Here is a 19,415-nt window from a genome sequence, read left to right on the forward strand (position 1 = left end):
ACTTCGACCCGCCCGAACGTGCCTTTCCGGCATGGGCAGGCTGCGACTGAAAACTAATTTCTCGCTCCAAATATACTACTTCCTAAACGAATCATTGTACTTCCGCAGTCAATTGCCAATTGATAATCGCCACTCATTCCCATACTTATAGTTTTGAGTTCAGGTTGTAATGATTTAAGTTCTGTAAATGTGTGTTTTAGGAATTTGAATTCTTTTTCAACCTGATTCATATTGTCCGTAAAAGTTGCCATTCCCATTACACCGACGATCTTAATATTTTTTAATTCTGAGATTTTTTCAGATTGCAATAGGGAAGTAGCATCATCAGCAGACATACCAAATTTACTATCTTCTTCCGCAATTTTAATTTGAAGCAAACAGTTGATAACTCTATCGTGTTTTTTAGCTTGCTTGTTAATTTCCTTTAATAACTTGAAACTATCCACACCATGAATTAAGTTGACAAATTCTGCCATGTATTTTACTTTATTGCGCTGAACATGGCCAATCATGTGCCATTCAATGTCTTTTGGCATTTCTTCATACTTTTCAACCATTTCTTGGATTTTATTCTCTCCAAAAATACGTTGACCAGTATTATAGGCTTCCATTAAATCGCTTACAGGTTTCGTTTTAGAAACTGCCACTAATGTGACGCTTTCTGGTATGGTGGATTTTATTTCTTTTAAGTTTTGTTCTATGTTCATCTTTGATCTTTGTCGTTAAGTTGTTTGTTGTTAAGTTTTACGACTCAACAAAAAACGAATCAATATTTATTAATATTCATAAATCGTAATTCCACTCCTCAATTTAGGTAAAATATAAGTACTTTTTGGTGGCATTCGTAAACCTTCGTCTGCAATCTGTTTCATTTGTTCCACATTTGAAGGACACATTCCGAAGCCAACCGTAAATTCGCCACTATCCACGCTGCTTTTTATTGTGACCATTTCGTGTTGACCGTTAACATAAGAAATTCGATTGTCTTTTCTTAAATCGTTAATACCTAAAATCGGTTGAAGGATGGTTTTGTAAAGTACTTGGGCATCAAGCTGGTCTAAGGCGGTTTTAAATTCGTACGCTGTTTTTCGTAGGTAAAGGGAATAAAACTCGCCATCTAAATACATACTAAAATGATGTGGTTTTGATGGATTGTAAGGTATCATGCCTCTATTTTCAATACGATAAAATTCGTCTAACTTAATTAAAAATTCTTCTTTGGTCAAACCATTTAAGTCTTTTATCAGTCGGTTGAACTCATGAATGACCAAATCGGATTCTGGAATTAAATAAGACATAAAAAAGTTGTAAGATTCAACGCCAGTATGATTCGGGTTTTTTGCCCTTTCATCTTTATATAACAAATAAGACGATGCTGACCTGTGATGACCATCTGCAATATAAACTTTATTCATTTTATTGAATTCCTCTTGAATAATCGCAATGGTTTCATCTTTATCTATTTTCCATAAATAATGTGTGTCTCTGTAGGTCATGGTAAATTCAAACTCGGCATAGCCTTTTTGCGTTTCCCTAATAATTTCAGCAATCGTTGCATTATCAGGATAGGTTAGGAGTACAGGCTCTGCATTAAAACCTACCGTTTGTATATAGGTTTTGAAGGTTTCTTCGCGTTTCGCAATAGTATCTTCATGCTTTTTGATGATATCATTTTCGTAATCCTCAGCACTTGTAGCAGCGATGATTCCGTTAAATTTCTGTCCCAGTCGATTCACAATTTTATACACATAGAACGAAGGCTTTTCATCTTGAATAAAAATACCGTCTTCCTTAAATTCCAAATACCGATTCTTTACCAACCGATAACGTTCTTCTCCTTTAACTTCTTGATCGTATTTATAACCAGGATTCACAATATGAAGAAAACTGTAGGGATTATAAGCCATTCTGGATTCGCGCTCGTCTAAAGTATAACTCTGATAAGGACGTGAGGCCACAAGACCGACGATAGCTCTGGTTGGTTTTACAGCTTTGAATGGGATTATTTTTGGCATGTTGTTGGTTTCAAGTAAAAAGTGTCGAGTGTAAAGTATAAAGTGTTAAATATTTCAGTTTTAACTACGAGCTTTTTGAACCAAATTTCTCAGGATTTAATATCATATAGTTTAGTAGATTTGCTATTTCAGTTGATTCTTTATATAATTCATTGTATTGCTCTTTTGAAAGATAATTACAGGCAAGTGCAAATTCTAGCCAAGTTTGAGTTTCGCCATTTTCTGCATCACAATCGGTTAATTTGCTCGTAAAATGTTTTGGATATCGGCGTTTTCTATAAGCTTCTGCTAAATTAGCACAAACACTTCGTGATGATCGTCTTATTTGATCAGTAAGTGAGTATGTTTTTTCTTTTGGAAATCCTTTTGAAAGATGAAAAATATCCATCGACAATTTAAAACTTTTTTTATATGCGATTAAATCCTGTACTTTCATCTAATTCTTTTTAATTAAGCGTATTTACTCCACACTCCACACTCCACACTCCACACTCCACACTTTTTACTTAGAAAATTGCTTAGCAATTTTATCAGCTTTCCGACTCTCAGAATAATCATAAAAACCCTCTCCTGATTTCACACCTAATTTTCCTGCCATTACCATATTCACTAACAACGGACATGGCGCATATTTCGGATTTTTAAAACCATCGTACATCACATTCAAAATGGATAAACATACATCTAAACCAATAAAATCGGCTAGTTGTAAAGGACCCATGGGATGTGCCATGCCTAATTTCATAACCGTATCGATTTCTTCAACACCCGCAACGCCATTGTAAAGTGTTTCAATAGATTCGTTAATCATTGGCATTAAGATTCTATTGGCAACAAAACCTGGATAATCATTCACTTCTGTTGGGGTTTTACCTAAAGTTTTAGATAATTCCATGATGGTAGAAGTCACTTCATCACTTGTACTATAACCACGAATAATCTCCACCAATTTCATTATCGGCACAGGATTCATAAAGTGCATTCCGATTACTTTTTCCGGTCGTGATGTTACCGCTGCAATTTGAGTTATTGAAATTGAAGATGTATTGGTTGCTAAAATGGTGTCTTCATTGCAAACTTCATTTAACTGCTTAAAAATTTTAAGTTTTAAATCAAGATTTTCAGTTGCTGCTTCCACAACTAAGTCTGCATTTTTAACACCTTCTTCTGTATTTGTAAATGTTTTGATGTTGCCTAAAGTATCCGATTTATCGGCTTCGCTAATTTTTTCTTTAGCAACCATTCTATCTAAATTTCTGGAAATGGTATCCATGCCTCGTTTCAGAGACGCTTCGCTAATATCAATTAATTGAACTTTAAATCCTGATTGTGCAAAGGTATGGGCAATTCCATTTCCCATAGTTCCTGCACCTATTACTGCTATGTTTTTCATATCCTATCCTTAATCCTTTCCGAAGGAAAGGAAACTGTTATGTTAATATATTCGATTGTTTTTTTCTAGAGTTTGAGTGTTTTTCCCTTAGGGAAAAAGTCAAAAAGGGACTAAAACTGATTAATAATCATATTCGCAACCCTTAATGCTTCCGTGCCATCATGCAACGTTACAATTGGCTTCGTGTTATTATTAATGGCATCAGCAAAGGTTTCCAACTCATCTAAAATAGCGTTGTTATTGGTTATATCTGGATTGTCAAAATAGATCTGTTTTTTAATACCTTCCGCATTTTGAAGAATCATATCGAAATCACCTGGATCTTCTGGTGCATCTTTCATCTTTACAACTTCGCATTTCTTTTCGAGGAAATCTACTGAGATATACGCATCTTTTTGAAAGAATCTCGTTTTCCGCATGTTCTTTAAGGAAATTCTACTGGCTGTTAAATTCGCCACACATCCATTTTTAAATTCAATTCGAGCATTCGCAATATCTGGAGTTTCACTAACCACAGAAACGCCACTTGCGGAAATATGCTTTACAGGAGATTGAACGACACTCAATATAATATCAATATCGTGAATCATTAAATCTAAAACCACAGGAACATCCGTTCCACGAGGATTAAATTCTGCTAATCTGTGACATTCTATAAACATCGGATTGACAATCTGATCCTTAACGCCGATAAATGCAGGATTAAAACGTTCCACATGCCCAACTTGACCTTTAACGGCATGTTCTGCAACCAAAGTTCTGATGGTTTCCGCTTCTTCAACGGTATTGGTAATGGGTTTTTCTATAAAAATATGCTTACCTTTATTAATGGCTAATTTGGCACAATCGTAATGCGAAAGCGTAGGAGTTACAATAGCCACTACATCCACAGCATCGATTAAATCGTCAATAGAATCAAAATAAGTATAGCCAAACTCCTCTACAACACGTTTAGCATTTTCAGTATCCGCATCGTAAAAACCGACAAGGTCGTATTTATTGGATTGATTGAGTAGTCTTAAATGAATTTTCCCAAGGTGACCAGCACCAAGAACACCAGCTTTTAGCATGTTTTTCTGTTTTTAACAAAAATAGTCGTTTTCATTCAGAAATTGAAAAAAGAAAATGTAAAATAATGAGGAATTGATAAGAGGGAAGCTGGAAGCTTGAAGCATGAAGATTGAAGCAGGAAGTTTGAAGTTTCACGCAGAGCCGCAAAGGCGCAAAGCTGAATCCGCAAAGAAAAAAGTAATGAAACTTGGCTTAATGATTTGATGTTTAGATAATCGACAAAATATATAAAATTTTATGCCATAAGTAAGAACGTATAGCTTTGCGCCTTTGCGGCTCTGCCAGAAAATAATGAGAACTTTTGAATTTGAAGTTTGATTTTTTTTAAAGTATTTTTACAGAAACTAAACTACGCTTTGAAAGATACATTTAAGCATCAAGGGATGCGCCAACAACTGGTTGAAACGCTAATTAAAAAAGGAATTAAAGATAAAGGAGTCCTTAAGGCTGTTGGCAAAATTCCGAGACATTTGTTTATGGATTCAGGTTTTATAGATCATGCTTATGTGGATAAGGCGTTTCCAATTGCCGCGGATCAAACGATTTCCCAACCTTATACAGTTGCTTTTCAATCTGAATTACTACAAGTACAACAAGGAGATAAAGTATTGGAAATTGGAACAGGAAGTGGTTACCAAACGGCCGTACTTTTAGAACTTGGAGCGAGGGTATATAGTATTGAACGTCAGCAAGAACTCTTTAAGAAAACCTCTAAGTTTTTACCAAAAATAGGGTACAGGGCTAAAAAGCTCATTTTTGGTGATGGCTATAAAGGCTTGCCAGACGAAGCGCCTTTTCAGAGTATTATTGTCACGGCTGGTGCACCTTTTGTACCAAATCCGTTATTGAGTCAATTGGCAATTGGTGGACGTTTGGTTATTCCAGTAGGAGATGATATACAAGTTATGACCTTATTTATTAGAAAAGGACCAAAAGATTTCGAAAAACACGAGTTTGGCGATTTTAGGTTTGTGCCTATGCTGGAGGATAAGAATTAGAAAAATCCCATCTCTGAGTATTCTCAAATTGTAAGTTACCTTTTAGAAAAAAGCATATAGTTTAATTAGTTGCTCTCATAAAAGCATCTTTTCCACCAACAACAGGTAAAGTCAATGTTGTTTCATCTAATTGAACGGTTAGTTTTGTTCCAGCTTTTGGATGTAAGGTGAATTCTTTATCGCTTGAAAAAATCATAAATCCAATTTGTTGTCCGGCTTTAATAATTTGATCATCTGGTTGTAAATCAAAATTAACGGTATAGAATTTTCCTGGTTCAAGATCTTCTTCTTTGGTTAAAGACTTGTAATTTTTAGGATCTGCCCAACCACGTGTAATAATATTATCAGTAATTTTTCCTCCTTCTTGCCAAGGTAAAGATACTAACCAAACCGAAAGATTTGCGCTTTCATGATTACTAGATAACGTGATGCTCACTTTTGGTACTCCCGAAATATGAAGGTGATCTTTTAATTTAGGGGTGACGTATAACAATCTGTTTTTGGAGTAGGCCACTTTAGCAAGTTCTCTACCAGAAATTGTAGCATCATCAGATAAAGTTTCAGATTTTACTGAACTGGAATTAAGCGTTAGACCACCATACATTACGCCTCCTGCAGTCAAATTAAGCGTTACATTAGAAGCATCAGGATTTGGATAATCTTTATAAGCCGTTGGTTCTTGGGTATCATCTTGCTCTCTAACAATGTAAGCTTTGTTTTCTTCTTTTTCTACACCATTATTAATGCCGTGAAGATATTTAGTGAACCAACGATTCATCATTGACATTGGAGGAGGACCACCATGTCCTAGTTGATGATAGTAAATTTGGGTTGGCAATCCCTTTTCTTTGGCGGCTTTATAGATACGGTAACTATGTTCTGGCATTACATTCCAATCATTGAAACCGTGAGACATCAATAGGGCGGCTTTCATTTTATCCATCTGATTGAGATAATCTCTTCCTGACCAAAACTCATTATAATCGCCAGTTTCTCTATCCATACCATTTTTCATTTCGGTATCTCTAACAGTTTTATTATTGTAAGCGCGATTTTCTTCTTTGCCACTATGCACAAAGTCATAAAGCACATCAATATCTTCACCTAAATACCCTCCAGGAGAACGTACTAAGCCATTGGAACGATAGTAATGATAGTAAGACGTATTTGGTGCAATAGGAATGATGGCTTCTAGACCTTCAACACCTGTAGTTGCAGCTGCCAAAGGTAATGTCCCGTTATAAGACGTACCTGTCATACCAATTTTTCCTGTTGACCAATAAGCTATTACTTCATCGTTACCCTCTCTTTCAGTATAGCCTTTTGCACGTCCGCATAACCAGTCGATCACTGCTTTTGGAGCTAGAGATTCGTTTTTTCCACCAATGGTTGGTGCGCCATCTGATAATCCTGTGCCTGGCGAAGAGGAATGTACTACGATATAGCCTCTTGGTACCCATTTTGTTATATGCGAGTTTGAAATAATTGGACGTTGTCCGCGACGTGTGACTTCAGGATGAAAACGTTCTTTTGCAGTTCCTCCTAATTCAACATTGACATCCCACATAGTGCCTGGAGCATCAGCTGCAACGCCAGCAAAATAGGGACTGGATACATAGATTACAGGTAATTTTAAATCTTCAGTTTCGGTTTGTTCCGGTCGTGTTACAGCAACGTGCATGCGATCTGGTTCTCCATCGCCATCGGTATCAAATTCTGTTTCTACCCATAAATCATGTCTAATCCATTTTTCTGAATTACTAAATGCTTCTACTATCTGAGCTTCGCCATCCTTGAAAATCGGTGTTGCTTTCTCCGTGGAATTTTGTGAATATCCAATGAAAGAAAATAATACAGCAAAACTTAGAATTGGACTTAATTTGAGTGAAAATGTCATATAACGATTGATTTTAAAACGATAGGATAAATGTAAGTTAAATTCATCAAAACTCAACGAAGTTGTTTTGTATTATGAATTAGCTCTTTCAATTTGAATCGTTGCGAGGTGATAAATTGGTATAGACGTCATAATTATGTAATTGATCATTTCGTTCTGGATGCCAATTCTGAAAGTTTCATTTAAAATTAACTTGAATAGCCGAAACTGAAATTGATTCCCTTTTCATTATTCCTTCGGCAAATAAACTTCAGGAATAGGATGTTTATCAGATTCTTGCATCCAATAGATGTTGATAACCCACCAACGCTTTCCATCATTAAATAATTGAATACTGTTTATGCCACGCATAAAAGGTTCTTCATCGTCTTTACTTTTATAAGATTCATAGGTGCTTAAAACGTGAGAAATATTCCCAAAGGTTTGGGTTTCCCGTTTTATTTCTATCTCGTGAAAACCGTTATCTACTAACCATTTTCCAGAAGTTTTTATATAATCTTCTGGTGACATATAACGTATAGTGGTTTCACCTTTTTTATTTTTTCCTGTAGGAATGAGTTTAGCATCTTTTCTAAAAAGATGCTTAAATAATTCCCAATTGCGTGCTTCGCCTTTATCGCCAGAGATTACGGAATATAAGGTCGCAATTGTACTGTCTAAAGTAGCGACATTTTTTGAGTAGTCTTTTTTTTCTTGTGCTGAGAGATTTATTGTAATAAGAAATATAAGAACTGTGAAATTCGTTTTCATATACTTTATTGATTTTGATCGAATGGATTTTCTGATTCTCTTTGATTTGGTTGGACTAAGTTAATCATTCTTTTTGTTGGTTCTATTTCTTGACCTTTTTTATTCCAAAACTTCCACTTTTCAATATTAATAGAACTTGAGATATATGAATATGAACAGCCACCTAAACTGTCAACTGTAATTGTTGAAATATCATATTTACCTTCAGCAATTTTGAAACCATTGGGATATTTGAAAGTCCAGTGACCGATCCTGTATGAATATTCGACTTCACTAGGAGTGATTGAGCAAAATGTGTAAGAAGCCATTTTGGTTTCTCCATCAGATGTGAAATTGTCTAAATCTGAACTTTCATTTTTGCAATTGAAATAAAGCGTAGAAATCAAGACTAATAGGATATACTTATTCAAAATAGAGTATTAAAATAATTTCAAACCAAATACAATTGCATCACTTTGAAATCCACTTTGATATGAGCGTAAATAATCCACTCGCAACAATCGCCACTTGCCCCAACCAATGTTATCCAAACCAACAGAATACTCTTGATAAGGATTAAAATCTGGTGTTGCCAATAGGTGTGCTCCGACGACTAAATTAAAATTCAACTTGTTGAGCAATGGCACTTTTCCAAGTAAAAACCCATTGAAATCATGCTCTACATGCCCTTCAAAATAAGCATCGTTTGTACTTGCCGCATAGTAATCCAAATTATTGAACACATTGGTATAATTGCCATCTGTACTCACATGCGTTTGGTTTCCATTAAAGTGTTGGTAGTCCATAAAAGCAATATCGTCTGCATTAAAGAACTTACCAGCTTTAAGGTTATATATAAATTTTCCTTTGTCCTTAATATTAAAGTCCTGAGTAAGTCGCGCTTTGATTTGGTCAAAATTATAATCAGTATTTGTTGCACCAAAACCTTTTTCGTAACCCAGATATAAAGTTGGGTAATCGTCATTGCTCACATTATATTTAGCATCTGGATAACTGAGGTATTCTTGTCCAAAATTGATCCGAACGTCAACATGTCCTTTAACGATACTATGCGTTTCAAAAGGCGCTACTCCAAAAGCCGTCTCATCTAATGGATTATTACTCGTGTAAGCATCATTGTCTTCATTCGTAAATGTTTGGTCTGTGGTGTTGAAAAGTGCTTTTCTCCTTTCGTAACTCAAGCCTGTATACAATCTAAAACCGTTGAAGAGTTCTTCAGAATAATTAAGACCGACAAAGCTCTTGTCATACAATTTCATGTAATTATCTTCAAAAAATAAGGTGCTTACCGAATTGATTAATGGCGAAATAGGATTGGAAGGATTAAATTGTTCGGCTGAAACGCCACCAGACAAACTTAAAAAAGAATTGGTTATACTGTTGAATTTATAAGTCAGAGAGCCAGTGGCACGTAACCGTTCATCTGAAAATCCATATTGAATCGTTCCATTCGCACTAAAAAAACGTTTAAAATCGTCATAATTTTTTGTGTAAAAAACATTGGCATTAACGGCATACCCTTGAACCGTATTAAACTGCACACCACCAATGAGTGGAATATCAAATCCTAAGCTATAATCCTTGTGCGAATTCTGATAGGAATATCCCATTAGATTTCCCAATTTGAATTTATTATTGGCACGATCCAAGGAATCCAGATAAGGTTTCGATTCCCGAAGTGTTTGAAGGCTATCTTTTTTTACGTAATCGGTCCGTTCTTCGAGTGTCAAGGGCACAGGTCTAATAGTGTTCCAAAACAAGGAGTCTTTTTTATTGGCTTCATTTTCAAAAGCGACAAGTTCTCTGCTAAAGTCTTGTCTAGTCAGTCCAGTGTTAAATTCGTAATTACTATAAACCGCCGTATATCGACCATCACCATTGATGCCCATCATTCCGAATTTAAAATCGATACTCTGGGATATTTTTGCCCAAATGTCATCTGCTTCTGAATAGGAAAAACTCTGTTTTAGTGAAATGATATCCACCACAGGAATACGTGCTTGCGTTCCTGTTAAATCCAATTCCAAAGCATAAATATCCCATTGGTCTTCCACAATATATATAAAGCCGGAAAATACAGGGTCGTTTTTTCGTTTTGGAATCACTTTGATTTTATTAATTAGATTTCCTCTACCATCATAAAAAACACCATCGAGCTTATAATTATAGTAACCAAAGGCGTTATTGGCGATTGGCGAAATAATTGCATTGCCAAAATCGATGGTATTATTATAGAAATTAAAATCGACATCCATGGCAGCATTAAAGCTAAAACCGTTATCGTTACCGCTAACTTTTGACGCCGTAATTTTTTCTTTTAATTTATCTGGACTTAAAAACTGGATTTTAGAAATTGTCTCAGATAAGTAAATAATCCCACTTCTGGTAGAATCCAAGCCACCTCCTAAATCGCCAATTTCCCGACCTAAGAGTTTTTCTGGTGCATCTTTAATTCTAATTAATCCTCTAGAGTAGAAATCGGCTTTATACGAGTTTGTTTTTTCGAGATTGGCTTTTCGTTGGGCAATGGCTTTACGCATTATGGCAATGGCAGGATCGATTTCAGAATCTATTATGACTTCGCTAAGCGAGACCGATTCTTCAGCTAAAGTGATGTCCAATTGATACGGGAATTCAGCAATAGCGACTTCTTTTTTTACCGTTTTATAACCTAAATAACTGTAAACAATAGTGTAGGTTTTTGGTATTGAAATGTTGAGTTCGTAGTAACCATCATCATTGCTCGTCGTGCCTTTATAGGTGTTTTCGATTAAAATATTTACAAAGGGAAGTGCTTCGTTGTTTTGGTCAGTGATGTTTCCCGTTATTTGTGCGGAAACGAACGTGCTCATTACAATAAGAAAAAGACTGAGTAAATGTTTAGTCATTTGATTTTGATTGATGATAAAAAAGTTTGATACTCCCGGAGCATCGGAATCACTCATATTCACCAGTTCTTTACCTAAAATTGTGAAACTTCAACGGTTTCCAAATACACAGAGGTAAATCAATGATAAATAGGTATCTCAAACTTAGACTAAAAATAAAATGTAGAAAGTTATAGAAATCTTAAAGTTTAGCGGTACACTTTTTTAATACGGTCTAAATTCCGTTTGTTGTCACGATCTTTAATGGTTTCGCGCTTGTCGTAGAGTTTTTTGCCTTTTGCCAGCGCAATTACAAGTTTAGCCAAACCTCTATCGTTGATAAACAAACGCATTGGGATAATGGCATTTCCTTTGATATTTACTTCTTTTTCCAGCTTTTTAAGCTCTCTTTTGTTCAGCAATAATTTACGCTCGGCTTTAGGTCTATGATTATAGTGCGTGCCATATTTATACTCTTCGACTGTCATGTTAATTACAAAAAGTTCGCCTCGGTCGTTAAACTCGCAGAAACCTTCTGCAATGGATGCTTTTCCGGATCTGATGGATTTGATCTCAGTTCCGGTAAGGACAATTCCTGCGGTATATTTATCCAAAATTTCGTATTGAAACTTGGCTTTTCTATTGAGTATGTTTACCGTTCTTTGCATAGAAAACAAAGATAGTTTTTATAGTTGGAAATTTGAAACGCTAAGTTGGAAGTTTTCTTGCAGATATGCAAAGAATTATTGCTTTACAGAAAGACAATTGTAATCAAACTGTTAATTTTACGACTTTAAGTTTTTAAATAGATTCTTAATGAAAAAATATCTCATACTCTTATTTGCTGTATTGCTTTTTAACTGCAAGAATGAAAATTCAACTTTGAACGACAATGGAGTGGAAGCACCTATAAAAGAATTAACTGCGAATGAAATTTTTAATAAATCGATTCAAGTTTCAGGAGGCGAAAACTTTAAAAGATCGAGTCTTAAGTTTGAATTTCGAGATACCTATTATCAAGCACTGCGTAAAAATCATGAATTCCTTTTAGTAAGAATAACTGTAAAGGATAACGATTCAATGTTCGATATGTTGAGTAATGTAGGTTTTGAACGTTATAATAATGAAAGCTTTGTAAAGCTTGAAGATTCCATAGCTAAGGCATATGAAGCATCAGTTAATTCCGTACACTATTTTTCAGTTTTACCTTATGGATTGAATGATGAAGCGGTTAACAAAACAAGACTCGGTACTGAAACTATTAAAGACAAGGATTATCATAAAATCAAAGTGACTTTTAATGCCAAAGGTGGAGGTGAGGATCATGAAGATGTTTTTATATACTGGATTGATAAAGAATTGTTTAAAGTTGATTATTTAGCGTATTCGTATAATGAAGAAGAGGGTGTGGGTATGCGTTTTAGAGAAGCTTATAACGAACGTTACATAAACAGTTTACGCTTTGTGGATTATAATAATTATAAGTCTGAAGACCAGATAATTCCGCTTGAAAATTTAGGAAAAGCCTTTGAAGCCAATCAGTTAATATTATTGTCTAAAATAGAACTTGAAAACGTTGAAGTACAATTACTCAACGACTGATAATTCCGAAGACTTTCCTTCTTTGGAAATGGTCACTACATATAGATTAGAATTATTATCGTCGGCTATATCTTCATATTTATCTTCGCCTAACAATTCATTCACAAACTTTGGCGTGGTATTACTATGACCAACCACTAAAACCGTTTTTCTATTGGTTTTTTCTATGAATTCTTCCATCTTTAAATTTGATGGATTGTAAAACTGAAGTTCAAGCTGATTTGCTTTTGCCGTTGGCGTCGCTGTTTGCTTCGTTCGGTTATAATCTGTAGAATAAATAGCATCAAATTTTACGTTGTCAAAGTATTCTGCCCAGTTTTCGGCACGTTGAAGTCCATCTTCGGTAAGATTAGGATTTTTATCGGTGTCATCAGAACGGTCTTTTTCCGCATGTCTAATTAGGTAATAAGTTGAAACAACTTCTTTCTTTTCGGTCTTTTCTTTCCTTTGTATGCAAGATGGAAAAGCTAATAACGTGACTAATAGTAATAGGATTAGTTTTTTCAAAATGATGAGCGCATTATAAATTAGAATTGAGATACTTATTTTTTTCTTTTTTCAATTCGTAGATAAGATTGATAAATTTATCATCGTTGTTTATTTTGAAAATCTTTTCATCGATATAATCCTCATCATCAAAATAATTAATCGAAACTCTGTGAAAAGGATCAAGAAAAGTTTTTGAATAAAATTTGAAAGATCTTATCGAATCTGAATTAATAGAAAATGTGTTCATTTTATTTTTTGAAAAATTCTTTTGATATTCAATTGTAAACACCTCATCTTCATGTATATAATTGTGAATATAGCGATCGGTTCTACAGATGCTTATACTAAGAAGAATAACGAATGATATAGATAAAAAAACAGCAATAAAAACCGAACCACTCATTTTTATAAAACAGAAAGTACCTATTACTAAGATAATTAAAATTGGTCCTAAAAGTTTATCTCTTAATATGACGTTTTCCATTTTCTTTTTATAGAATGAAATTCTTACCACAAGATATAAAAAAATCCTAAGCCAACTCCAAAGCCACTTCAATCATACTTTTAAAGGTAGTCTCTCGTTCTTTGCTTGTTGTGGTTTCTCCAGTAACTAATGAATCTGAAATGGTTAAAATGGCCAATGCATTTACAAGATGTTTAGCTGCAACGGTATATAGACCAGCAGCTTCCATTTCTACACACAATACGCCAAATTTAGACCACAATTTGAAAGCTTCTTTATCGTCTTCATAAAAAATATCGGACGATAAAACATTACCAGCTTTAATAGGAATATTCTTAGAACGCGCTGCCTCTACAGCTTTCATGAACAGGCCAAAATCCGCAGTAGGCGCATAATTTGCGCCGCCAAAACGCAGTTCGTTAACACCAGAATTGGACGATGCAGCCATGGCAATAACGACGTCTCTAATTTTGACATGCTTTTGGTAAGAACCTGCACTGCCCACTCGAATAAGATTTTTTACGCCATAGTCTTTTATCAGTTCATTGGCATAAATGGTAATGCTAGGCACTCCCATGCCTGTTCCCATCGTAGAAATCCGTTTCCCCTTATAAGTACCTGTATAGCCAAGCATGCCTCTGACTTTATTGAAGCATTTAGGGTTTTCAAAAAATGTTTCAGCTATCCATTTAGCTCTTAATGGATCACCAGGAAGAAGAATGGTCTCTGCGATTTCGCCATTTTTGGCTTCAATATGTACACTCATGCCACAAAGTTAAGCAAAGTGTTTCAATATTATGATGCTTTGGATACTAGATTGTTCATCATGGAAACTCCAGCTGAAGCGCCAATTCTATCGGAACCAACTTCGATGTACTTAAGAGCAGTTTCTGCATCTCTAATACCACCAGAAGCCTTAACTTTTAGTCGATCTTTAACTGTTTTTCTCATAATTTTTACTGCAGTTAAAGTGGCTCCGCTTTTTGAGAATCCAGTAGAAGTTTTTACAAAATCTGCATTAGCATCAATGCAGATTTCACAGGCTTTGACGATTTCGTTTTTAGAAAGTTCGCTGATTTCAAGAATAACTTTTAGAGGGGTAAGACCAATAGCGCGTTTTACGGCATTAATGTCCTTTAATACAGCCACATGATTTTTACTTTTAAGTCGGCCAATATTCATAACCATGTCTATCTCAGTAGCACCTTGATCGATAGCATTTTTAGCTTCGAATATTTTGGCTTCAGTAGACATGGCTCCTAAAGGAAAACCAACGACCGTACAGATTTTAACTCCAGATCGTACTAATGCCTGTTTTGCAATAGGCACATAACAGCTGTTGACACAGACTGAGTAAAAATTATACTTTATAGCTTCTTCGCAAAGTCTAAGAATATCAGATTCAGTTGCTGAGGCACTTAATAAGGTGTGGTCTATATATCTATTTAATTCCATTTTTTATTTTTTATGTTAGGGGTTTTTAGGCAATAATTAGCTATAGCAATTCTCTACAAGTAGAGGGATTACTCACAAGATAAATAATGTCTTAAAGTTTCGTTGGAATTAAATAGCTCGACAAAATTAGGGTTTTATCGGTTAAAAGGCATAATAAATTTTTAATTTTATCATGTATTTCGTCGAATAATTGTTAATAACTATCAAACGCATTCATTTTGATAACTGTAGGGAAACAATTTTTTTAAAAATTAAACAATCTTTTTAATGTCTAAAATTCGCTCTTCAAATGTCTTAGCTTCAATCAGATTTTTTGTCGAATTGTATAATGACATTATGGATTCAGGGTGTGTTTCACGCTTTTGAAATACTAGCTAATAATGAACAAACCCACACCAAATAATAGGTTTTAGTTAGATTTTTTTGTTGTTGTACATTCCGATGTTTGATTCCTACAATTGCTGTGTAATACAAATATAAGAAGGGATTTATGTTGGATAAGCCAATTATATATTACAACTTATTTACCGCTTTCTGCCATGGCTAATTTATTTGCCCATATAATTGCCTCATTGAGGGTGTCAAAAATCTTAAAGGGTTTGTCGTAGAAGTTTTTTTCGTATTCTGCATTTTGTCGCATTATTGCGGTTTTAGGAACTATGGCAACAGCAATAATATTCGGGATTTGTTCCACCTTGGGGTAAATCAAAGGATCAACTGTGTACGATTTCATACGGTTGGAAATATAGACAATTTCCTGTCCGCTAAAATGCTCTTGAACAATTTGGTTTAATTCTTTGTCGTGAGGTGCTTCTACTGTAACGCCTTCACGTATTTGATTGATGATGTAATTATCGAATATGTAGATGTCTGCGTCTTGTAAGTTGTAATGTTTTATCATGTGAATGGGTTGATTTTGGATGGATTTACAACGGTTTATATAAAGATAATGAATAGAAATGAAAAAGCAACACGCCTTTCAAGTAAATGAAAATTGTGTTGCTTTTTACCAACCAATCATTATATAGACTGTTTTTAACCTAAATTGTTACGGTTAAAGTCAAAATTATTTGAGATCTATTCTAATTCTTCAGTGACCAAATCACTTTGATTTCTAAAGACCAATTGTCCGTCAAATTCATCCAGTAGAATGATACTGTCTGTGGTTACTTTGCCAGCCAATATTTCTTTACTCAACTGATTTAAAACATCCTTCTGAATAACGCGCTTTACAGGTCTCGCTCCATATTCTGGATTATAACCTTTCTCGGCCAAATAACCTACGGCTTCTGGTGTCGCATCAAAAGTAATACCTTGTTTTGCTATCATTTTGGTAATACCTTTCAGTTGTAAACCAACGATATCAACAATGTTTTGCTTGGATAATGGTGTAAACATTATGGTATCATCAATACGGTTTAAAAACTCTGGTCTTACGCTTTGTTTTAATAAGGCCAAGACTTCCACTTTTGCGGCTTCCATCGCTGATGGAATATCCTTGGTAGCTTCAAAACGCTCTTGAATTATATGACTTCCCATATTTGAGGTCATAATTATAATCGTATTTTTGAAATCTGCAATTCTACCTTTGTTGTCTGTTAAACGACCTTCATCCAAAACTTGTAATAAAATGTTGAACGTATCTGGATGTGCTTTTTCAATTTCATCAAGTAACACTACAGAATACGGTTTACGTCTTACGGCTTCTGTTAATTGTCCGCCTTCATCATAACCTACGTATCCTGGAGGCGCACCTACCAAACGACTTACAGCATGACGCTCTTGATATTCACTCATGTCAATACGTGTCATGGCATTTTCGTCATCGAATAAATATTCTGCCAATGCTTTGGCCAATTCTGTTTTACCCACACCAGTTGTACCTAGGAATAAGAAGGTTCCTATTGGTTTGTGCGGATTTTGGAGTCCAGCTCTCGATCTACGAACCGCGTCACTGACTGCTTCAATCGCTTCTTCTTGTCCTACGACACGTTTGTGCAATTCGTCTTCAAGTTTCAATAGCTTTTCACGATCACTTTGAAGCATTTTGGTTACAGGAATTCCTGTCCACTTAGCGACAACTTCAGCAATATCTTCATAAGTGACTTCCTCTTTTATTAAGGAGGTATCTTGTTGTTCTGCTAATTCCTTTTGAAATTTTTCTAATTTTTCAGTAGCATCTTTAATCTTGCCATAACGGATTTCTGCAACCTTTCCATAGTTACCATCACGCTCAGCACGTTCCGCTTCAATTTTATAGTTTTCAATTGCTTGTTTTATATTCTGAACGTTTTCTACGACTTCTTTTTCAGATTTCCATTTCGCATTAAGCTCATTGCGTTCTTCTTTAAGATTTGCCAATTCTGCTTTTAAGCTTTTTAATTTGGATTCATCTTTTTCACGTTTAATAGCTTCATGTTCGATTTCAAGCTGCATAATTTTACGATCGAGAACATCCAATTCTTCTGGTTTGGAGTTGATTTCCATTCGTAATTTAGAAGCCGCCTCATCCATTAAATCAATGGCTTTATCTGGTAAAAAACGATTTGTTATATAACGTTCAGATAATTCAACGGCACCAATAATGGCCTCATCCTTGATTCTTACCTTATGATGCGTCTCATATTTTTCCTTTATTCCTCGAAGAATTGAAATTGCACTTTCGGTATCAGGCTCGTTTACGGTTACTTTTTGAAAACGACGTTCCAAAGCTTTGTCTTTCTCAAAATATTTTTGATATTCATCTAGAGTGGTTGCGCCTATCGCTCTCAGTTCGCCACGTGCTAAAGCAGGTTTTAGGATGTTTGCGGCATCCATAGCGCCTTGTCCACCACCAGCACCAACTAAAGTGTGGATCTCATCGATAAATAAAACGATATCTCCATCACTTTCGGTGACTTCTTTGATCACCGCTTTTAAACGTTCTTCAAACTCACCTTTGTATTTGGCACCTGCAATTAAAGCGCCCATATCTAAGGCAAAAATTTGTTTGTCTTTTAGATTTTCTGGAATATCACCATCGATGATTCTATGAGCTAGGCCTTCGGCAATGGCAGTTTTACCTGTTCCAGGTTCTCCAACTAAGATCGGATTGTTTTTAGTTCTACGTGATAAAATTTGAAGTATTCTTCGTATTTCTTCATCACGACCAATTACAGGATCTAATTTACCATCTCTGGCTAATTGATTTAAATTCTTAGCGTATTTGCTAAGTGAATTATAAGTTTCTTCCTGACTTTGAGATGTTACTCGGTCGCCTTTACGCAGTTCTTCGATAGCAGCATTTAAGCCTTTTTCAGTAACGCCTTGATCTTTTAGAATTTGGGCAATTTTACTTTTTGACTTGAAAATAGCCAACACTAAATGCTCGATAGAAACATAATCATCATTCATCTTTTTGGCGATGATGGATGCTTCATTTAAAGATTTACTGGCTTCACGAGAGAGCATAATATCACCTCCTGAAACTTTAGGAAAACTTTCGAGTTCTTTGTCCAATACTTGTTTAAGTAGAGGTACATTAACATTCAACTTTTTAAGAAGGAACGGGAGAACATTTTCATCAACATTGAAAAGCGCTTTAAAAATATGCTCATTTTCAATTTGCTGATGACCAAACCCTTGGGCAAGCTGCTGTGCTTGCTGTATCGCTTCCTGCGATTTAATGGTATAATTATTAAAATTCATCTTTTATATTGTTTTTCTGTCACATCGAGATCAGTCGAAAGTTAATAAGTCTCGGCTAAACTCGAATGGACAATGTTTTATATTGTTATTGTGTTTGATTATCTTTAGGCAATAATCTTACCATTTCAATAAAGTAAGAAATAAACGACAAAATGACTGATTTACTTTAATTTTAAATGACGTTTTGTCTGTGTGTAAGGTTGTTATGATGTTTCGACTATAGTTATGCAAATAGTTTCCTATTGTCAAAGGAACTTTAAAACAAAATTTAAGATGTTTAAAAAAATATTCGGTTCGTCCGAGTCAAAGAAATCTAAAGAAGAAAAAATATTGCCTTGGCAACCTTTAAATGAGGTAGCACAATTAGATCGTATTTCAGAAAAATCCAAAACCAAAACGCAACTTATATTTAAACATTCTACGCGTTGCGGTATTAGCAGGATGGTTATGAAGCAATTTGTATCTGCTTATGATTTGGACAATAATGCCGATTTGTATTATTTAGATTTGTTGAGTTATAGAGATGTTTCTAATGAAGTAGGTTATAAATTTCAAGTGATGCATCAGTCGCCTCAGCTTTTAGTGATTAGGAATGGCGTAGTGGTAGCACATGCTAGTCATGGTGCGATTAATGAGATGGATTTAGAGAAGTATTTATAAATTCAATTATTATTAAATAATAAACCCTCAAAATCAAAGTTATTTTGAGGGTTTATTCATTTTTAAGC

The 19,415-nt window shown here is 34.9% G+C and carries 19 protein-coding genes; 3 read left to right on the forward strand and 16 right to left on the reverse strand.

Translation table 11 applies throughout. The features are described 5' to 3' along the window. Positions 1-53: 53 nt before the first annotated feature. The 5 genes from HM990_RS06230 to HM990_RS06250 form a co-directional block, all read right to left on the reverse strand. Positions 54-707, reverse strand: coding sequence for a YggS family pyridoxal phosphate-dependent enzyme (locus HM990_RS06230; protein WP_178988101.1), 654 nt, complete (start codon positions 705-707; stop codon positions 54-56). A gap of 69 nt (positions 708-776) precedes the next feature. Beyond that, positions 777-2,015: a DUF1015 domain-containing protein gene (locus tag HM990_RS06235; RefSeq protein WP_178988102.1), complete on the reverse strand. Its 1,239-nt coding sequence runs from the start codon at positions 2,013-2,015 to the stop codon at positions 777-779. A 64-nt stretch (positions 2,016-2,079) separates the two neighbouring features. Continuing rightward, on the reverse strand, positions 2,080-2,451 hold the full coding sequence (locus HM990_RS06240) for a four helix bundle protein (RefSeq protein WP_178988103.1): 372 nt from the start codon (positions 2,449-2,451) through the stop codon (positions 2,080-2,082). Between the two features lie 66 nt (positions 2,452-2,517). After that, positions 2,518-3,408, reverse strand: coding sequence for a 3-hydroxyacyl-CoA dehydrogenase family protein (locus HM990_RS06245; RefSeq protein WP_178988104.1), 891 nt, complete (start codon positions 3,406-3,408; stop codon positions 2,518-2,520). Positions 3,409-3,518: 110 nt separating this feature from the next. Next, entirely contained in the window at positions 3,519-4,478 is a 960-nt protein-coding gene (locus tag HM990_RS06250; protein WP_178988105.1) for a Gfo/Idh/MocA family protein, read from the reverse strand. A 357-nt stretch (positions 4,479-4,835) separates the two neighbouring features. On the opposite strand from HM990_RS06250, the gene HM990_RS06255 reads away from it, so the two are divergent. After that, positions 4,836-5,477 (forward strand): protein-L-isoaspartate(D-aspartate) O-methyltransferase, encoded by a 642-nt coding sequence (locus HM990_RS06255; protein ID WP_178988106.1) that lies wholly within the window; start codon positions 4,836-4,838, stop codon positions 5,475-5,477. Positions 5,478-5,538: 61 nt separating this feature from the next. Here HM990_RS06255 and HM990_RS06260 read toward each other — a convergent pair whose 3' ends face one another. From HM990_RS06260 to smpB, 5 genes are all read right to left on the reverse strand, one after another. Beyond that, positions 5,539-7,374 carry a Xaa-Pro dipeptidyl-peptidase gene (locus HM990_RS06260; protein WP_178988107.1) on the reverse strand — a complete coding sequence of 612 codons (1,836 nt, stop codon included), beginning with the start codon at positions 7,372-7,374 and terminating at the stop codon, positions 5,539-5,541. Between the two features lie 228 nt (positions 7,375-7,602). Continuing rightward, a complete protein-coding gene (locus HM990_RS06265) occupies positions 7,603-8,124 on the reverse strand; it encodes a hypothetical protein (RefSeq protein WP_178988108.1) in 522 nt (173 codons plus the stop codon). 5 nt (positions 8,125-8,129) lie between these two features. Continuing rightward, positions 8,130-8,534, reverse strand: a complete 405-nt coding sequence (locus tag HM990_RS06270; protein ID WP_178988109.1) for a hypothetical protein — start codon at positions 8,532-8,534, stop codon at positions 8,130-8,132. Between the two features lie 9 nt (positions 8,535-8,543). Next, positions 8,544-11,012, reverse strand: a complete 2,469-nt coding sequence (locus HM990_RS06275) for a DUF5686 and carboxypeptidase regulatory-like domain-containing protein (RefSeq protein WP_178988110.1) — start codon at positions 11,010-11,012, stop codon at positions 8,544-8,546. Positions 11,013-11,200: 188 nt separating this feature from the next. Further along, positions 11,201-11,659: an SsrA-binding protein SmpB gene (gene smpB, locus HM990_RS06280; RefSeq protein WP_178988111.1), complete on the reverse strand. Its 459-nt coding sequence runs from the start codon at positions 11,657-11,659 to the stop codon at positions 11,201-11,203. Positions 11,660-11,807: 148 nt separating this feature from the next. On the opposite strand from smpB, the gene HM990_RS06285 reads away from it, so the two are divergent. Next, the gene (locus HM990_RS06285) at positions 11,808-12,593 is read left to right on the forward strand and encodes a DUF6503 family protein (protein WP_178988112.1); all 786 of its coding nucleotides are present in this window, start codon (positions 11,808-11,810) and stop codon (positions 12,591-12,593) included. Here HM990_RS06285 and HM990_RS06290 read toward each other — a convergent pair. The 6 genes from HM990_RS06290 to clpB all read right to left on the reverse strand — a co-directional run bounded on the left by HM990_RS06290 (position 12,579) and on the right by clpB (position 18,687). Continuing rightward, entirely contained in the window at positions 12,579-13,100 is a 522-nt protein-coding gene (locus HM990_RS06290; RefSeq protein WP_178988113.1) for a SixA phosphatase family protein, read from the reverse strand. The two genes, HM990_RS06285 and HM990_RS06290, sit on opposite strands and share 15 nt — an antisense overlap. A gap of 13 nt (positions 13,101-13,113) precedes the next feature. After that, complete coding sequence (locus HM990_RS06295; protein WP_178988114.1) at positions 13,114-13,566, reverse strand: hypothetical protein; 453 nt, start codon at positions 13,564-13,566, stop codon at positions 13,114-13,116. A gap of 46 nt (positions 13,567-13,612) precedes the next feature. Next, entirely contained in the window at positions 13,613-14,311 is a 699-nt protein-coding gene (gene deoD, locus HM990_RS06300; RefSeq protein WP_178988115.1) for a purine-nucleoside phosphorylase, read from the reverse strand. Between the two features lie 29 nt (positions 14,312-14,340). Further along, positions 14,341-15,000 (reverse strand): deoxyribose-phosphate aldolase, encoded by a 660-nt coding sequence (gene deoC, locus HM990_RS06305; RefSeq protein ID WP_178988116.1) that lies wholly within the window; start codon positions 14,998-15,000, stop codon positions 14,341-14,343. A 520-nt stretch (positions 15,001-15,520) separates the two neighbouring features. Further along, positions 15,521-15,901 carry a hypothetical protein gene (locus HM990_RS06310; protein WP_229719396.1) on the reverse strand — a complete coding sequence of 127 codons (381 nt, stop codon included), beginning with the start codon at positions 15,899-15,901 and terminating at the stop codon, positions 15,521-15,523. 176 nt (positions 15,902-16,077) lie between these two features. Next, positions 16,078-18,687 carry an ATP-dependent chaperone ClpB gene (gene clpB / locus HM990_RS06315; protein ID WP_178988117.1) on the reverse strand — a complete coding sequence of 870 codons (2,610 nt, stop codon included), beginning with the start codon at positions 18,685-18,687 and terminating at the stop codon, positions 16,078-16,080. Positions 18,688-18,960: 273 nt separating this feature from the next. Between clpB and ytxJ the strand changes: the two genes are divergently transcribed. Next, on the forward strand, positions 18,961-19,347 hold the full coding sequence (gene ytxJ, locus HM990_RS06320) for a bacillithiol system redox-active protein YtxJ (RefSeq protein ID WP_178988118.1): 387 nt from the start codon (positions 18,961-18,963) through the stop codon (positions 19,345-19,347). The last annotated feature ends 68 nt before the right edge of the window (positions 19,348-19,415 follow it).

The organism is Winogradskyella schleiferi, from assembly GCF_013394655.1.
GTDB lineage: Bacteria > Bacteroidota > Bacteroidia > Flavobacteriales > Flavobacteriaceae > Winogradskyella > Winogradskyella schleiferi.

Bases quoted from the DNA above. Each gene is read 5' to 3' on its own strand.
- HM990_RS06230 (WP_178988101.1), bottom strand. From the start codon at position 707: ATGAACATAGAACAAAACTTAAAAGAAATAAAATCCACCATACCAGAA.
- HM990_RS06275 (WP_178988110.1), bottom strand. From the start codon at position 11,012: ATGACTAAACATTTACTCAGTCTTTTTCTTATTGTAATGAGCACGTTC.
- HM990_RS06265 (WP_178988108.1), bottom strand. From the start codon at position 8,124: ATGAAAACGAATTTCACAGTTCTTATATTTCTTATTACAATAAATCTC.
- deoC (WP_178988116.1), bottom strand. From the start codon at position 15,000: ATGGAATTAAATAGATATATAGACCACACCTTATTAAGTGCCTCAGCA.
- HM990_RS06260 (WP_178988107.1), bottom strand. From the start codon at position 7,374: ATGACATTTTCACTCAAATTAAGTCCAATTCTAAGTTTTGCTGTATTA.
- HM990_RS06240 (WP_178988103.1), bottom strand. From the start codon at position 2,451: ATGAAAGTACAGGATTTAATCGCATATAAAAAAAGTTTTAAATTGTCG.
- smpB (WP_178988111.1), bottom strand. From the start codon at position 11,659: ATGCAAAGAACGGTAAACATACTCAATAGAAAAGCCAAGTTTCAATAC.
- HM990_RS06310 (WP_229719396.1), bottom strand. From the start codon at position 15,901: ATGATAAAACATTACAACTTACAAGACGCAGACATCTACATATTCGAT.
- HM990_RS06285 (WP_178988112.1), top strand. From the start codon at position 11,808: ATGAAAAAATATCTCATACTCTTATTTGCTGTATTGCTTTTTAACTGC.
- deoD (WP_178988115.1), bottom strand. From the start codon at position 14,311: ATGAGTGTACATATTGAAGCCAAAAATGGCGAAATCGCAGAGACCATT.
- HM990_RS06250 (WP_178988105.1), bottom strand. From the start codon at position 4,478: ATGCTAAAAGCTGGTGTTCTTGGTGCTGGTCACCTTGGGAAAATTCAT.
- clpB (WP_178988117.1), bottom strand. From the start codon at position 18,687: ATGAATTTTAATAATTATACCATTAAATCGCAGGAAGCGATACAGCAA.
- HM990_RS06235 (WP_178988102.1), bottom strand. From the start codon at position 2,015: ATGCCAAAAATAATCCCATTCAAAGCTGTAAAACCAACCAGAGCTATC.
- ytxJ (WP_178988118.1), top strand. From the start codon at position 18,961: ATGTTTAAAAAAATATTCGGTTCGTCCGAGTCAAAGAAATCTAAAGAA.
- HM990_RS06295 (WP_178988114.1), bottom strand. From the start codon at position 13,566: ATGGAAAACGTCATATTAAGAGATAAACTTTTAGGACCAATTTTAATT.
- HM990_RS06245 (WP_178988104.1), bottom strand. From the start codon at position 3,408: ATGAAAAACATAGCAGTAATAGGTGCAGGAACTATGGGAAATGGAATT.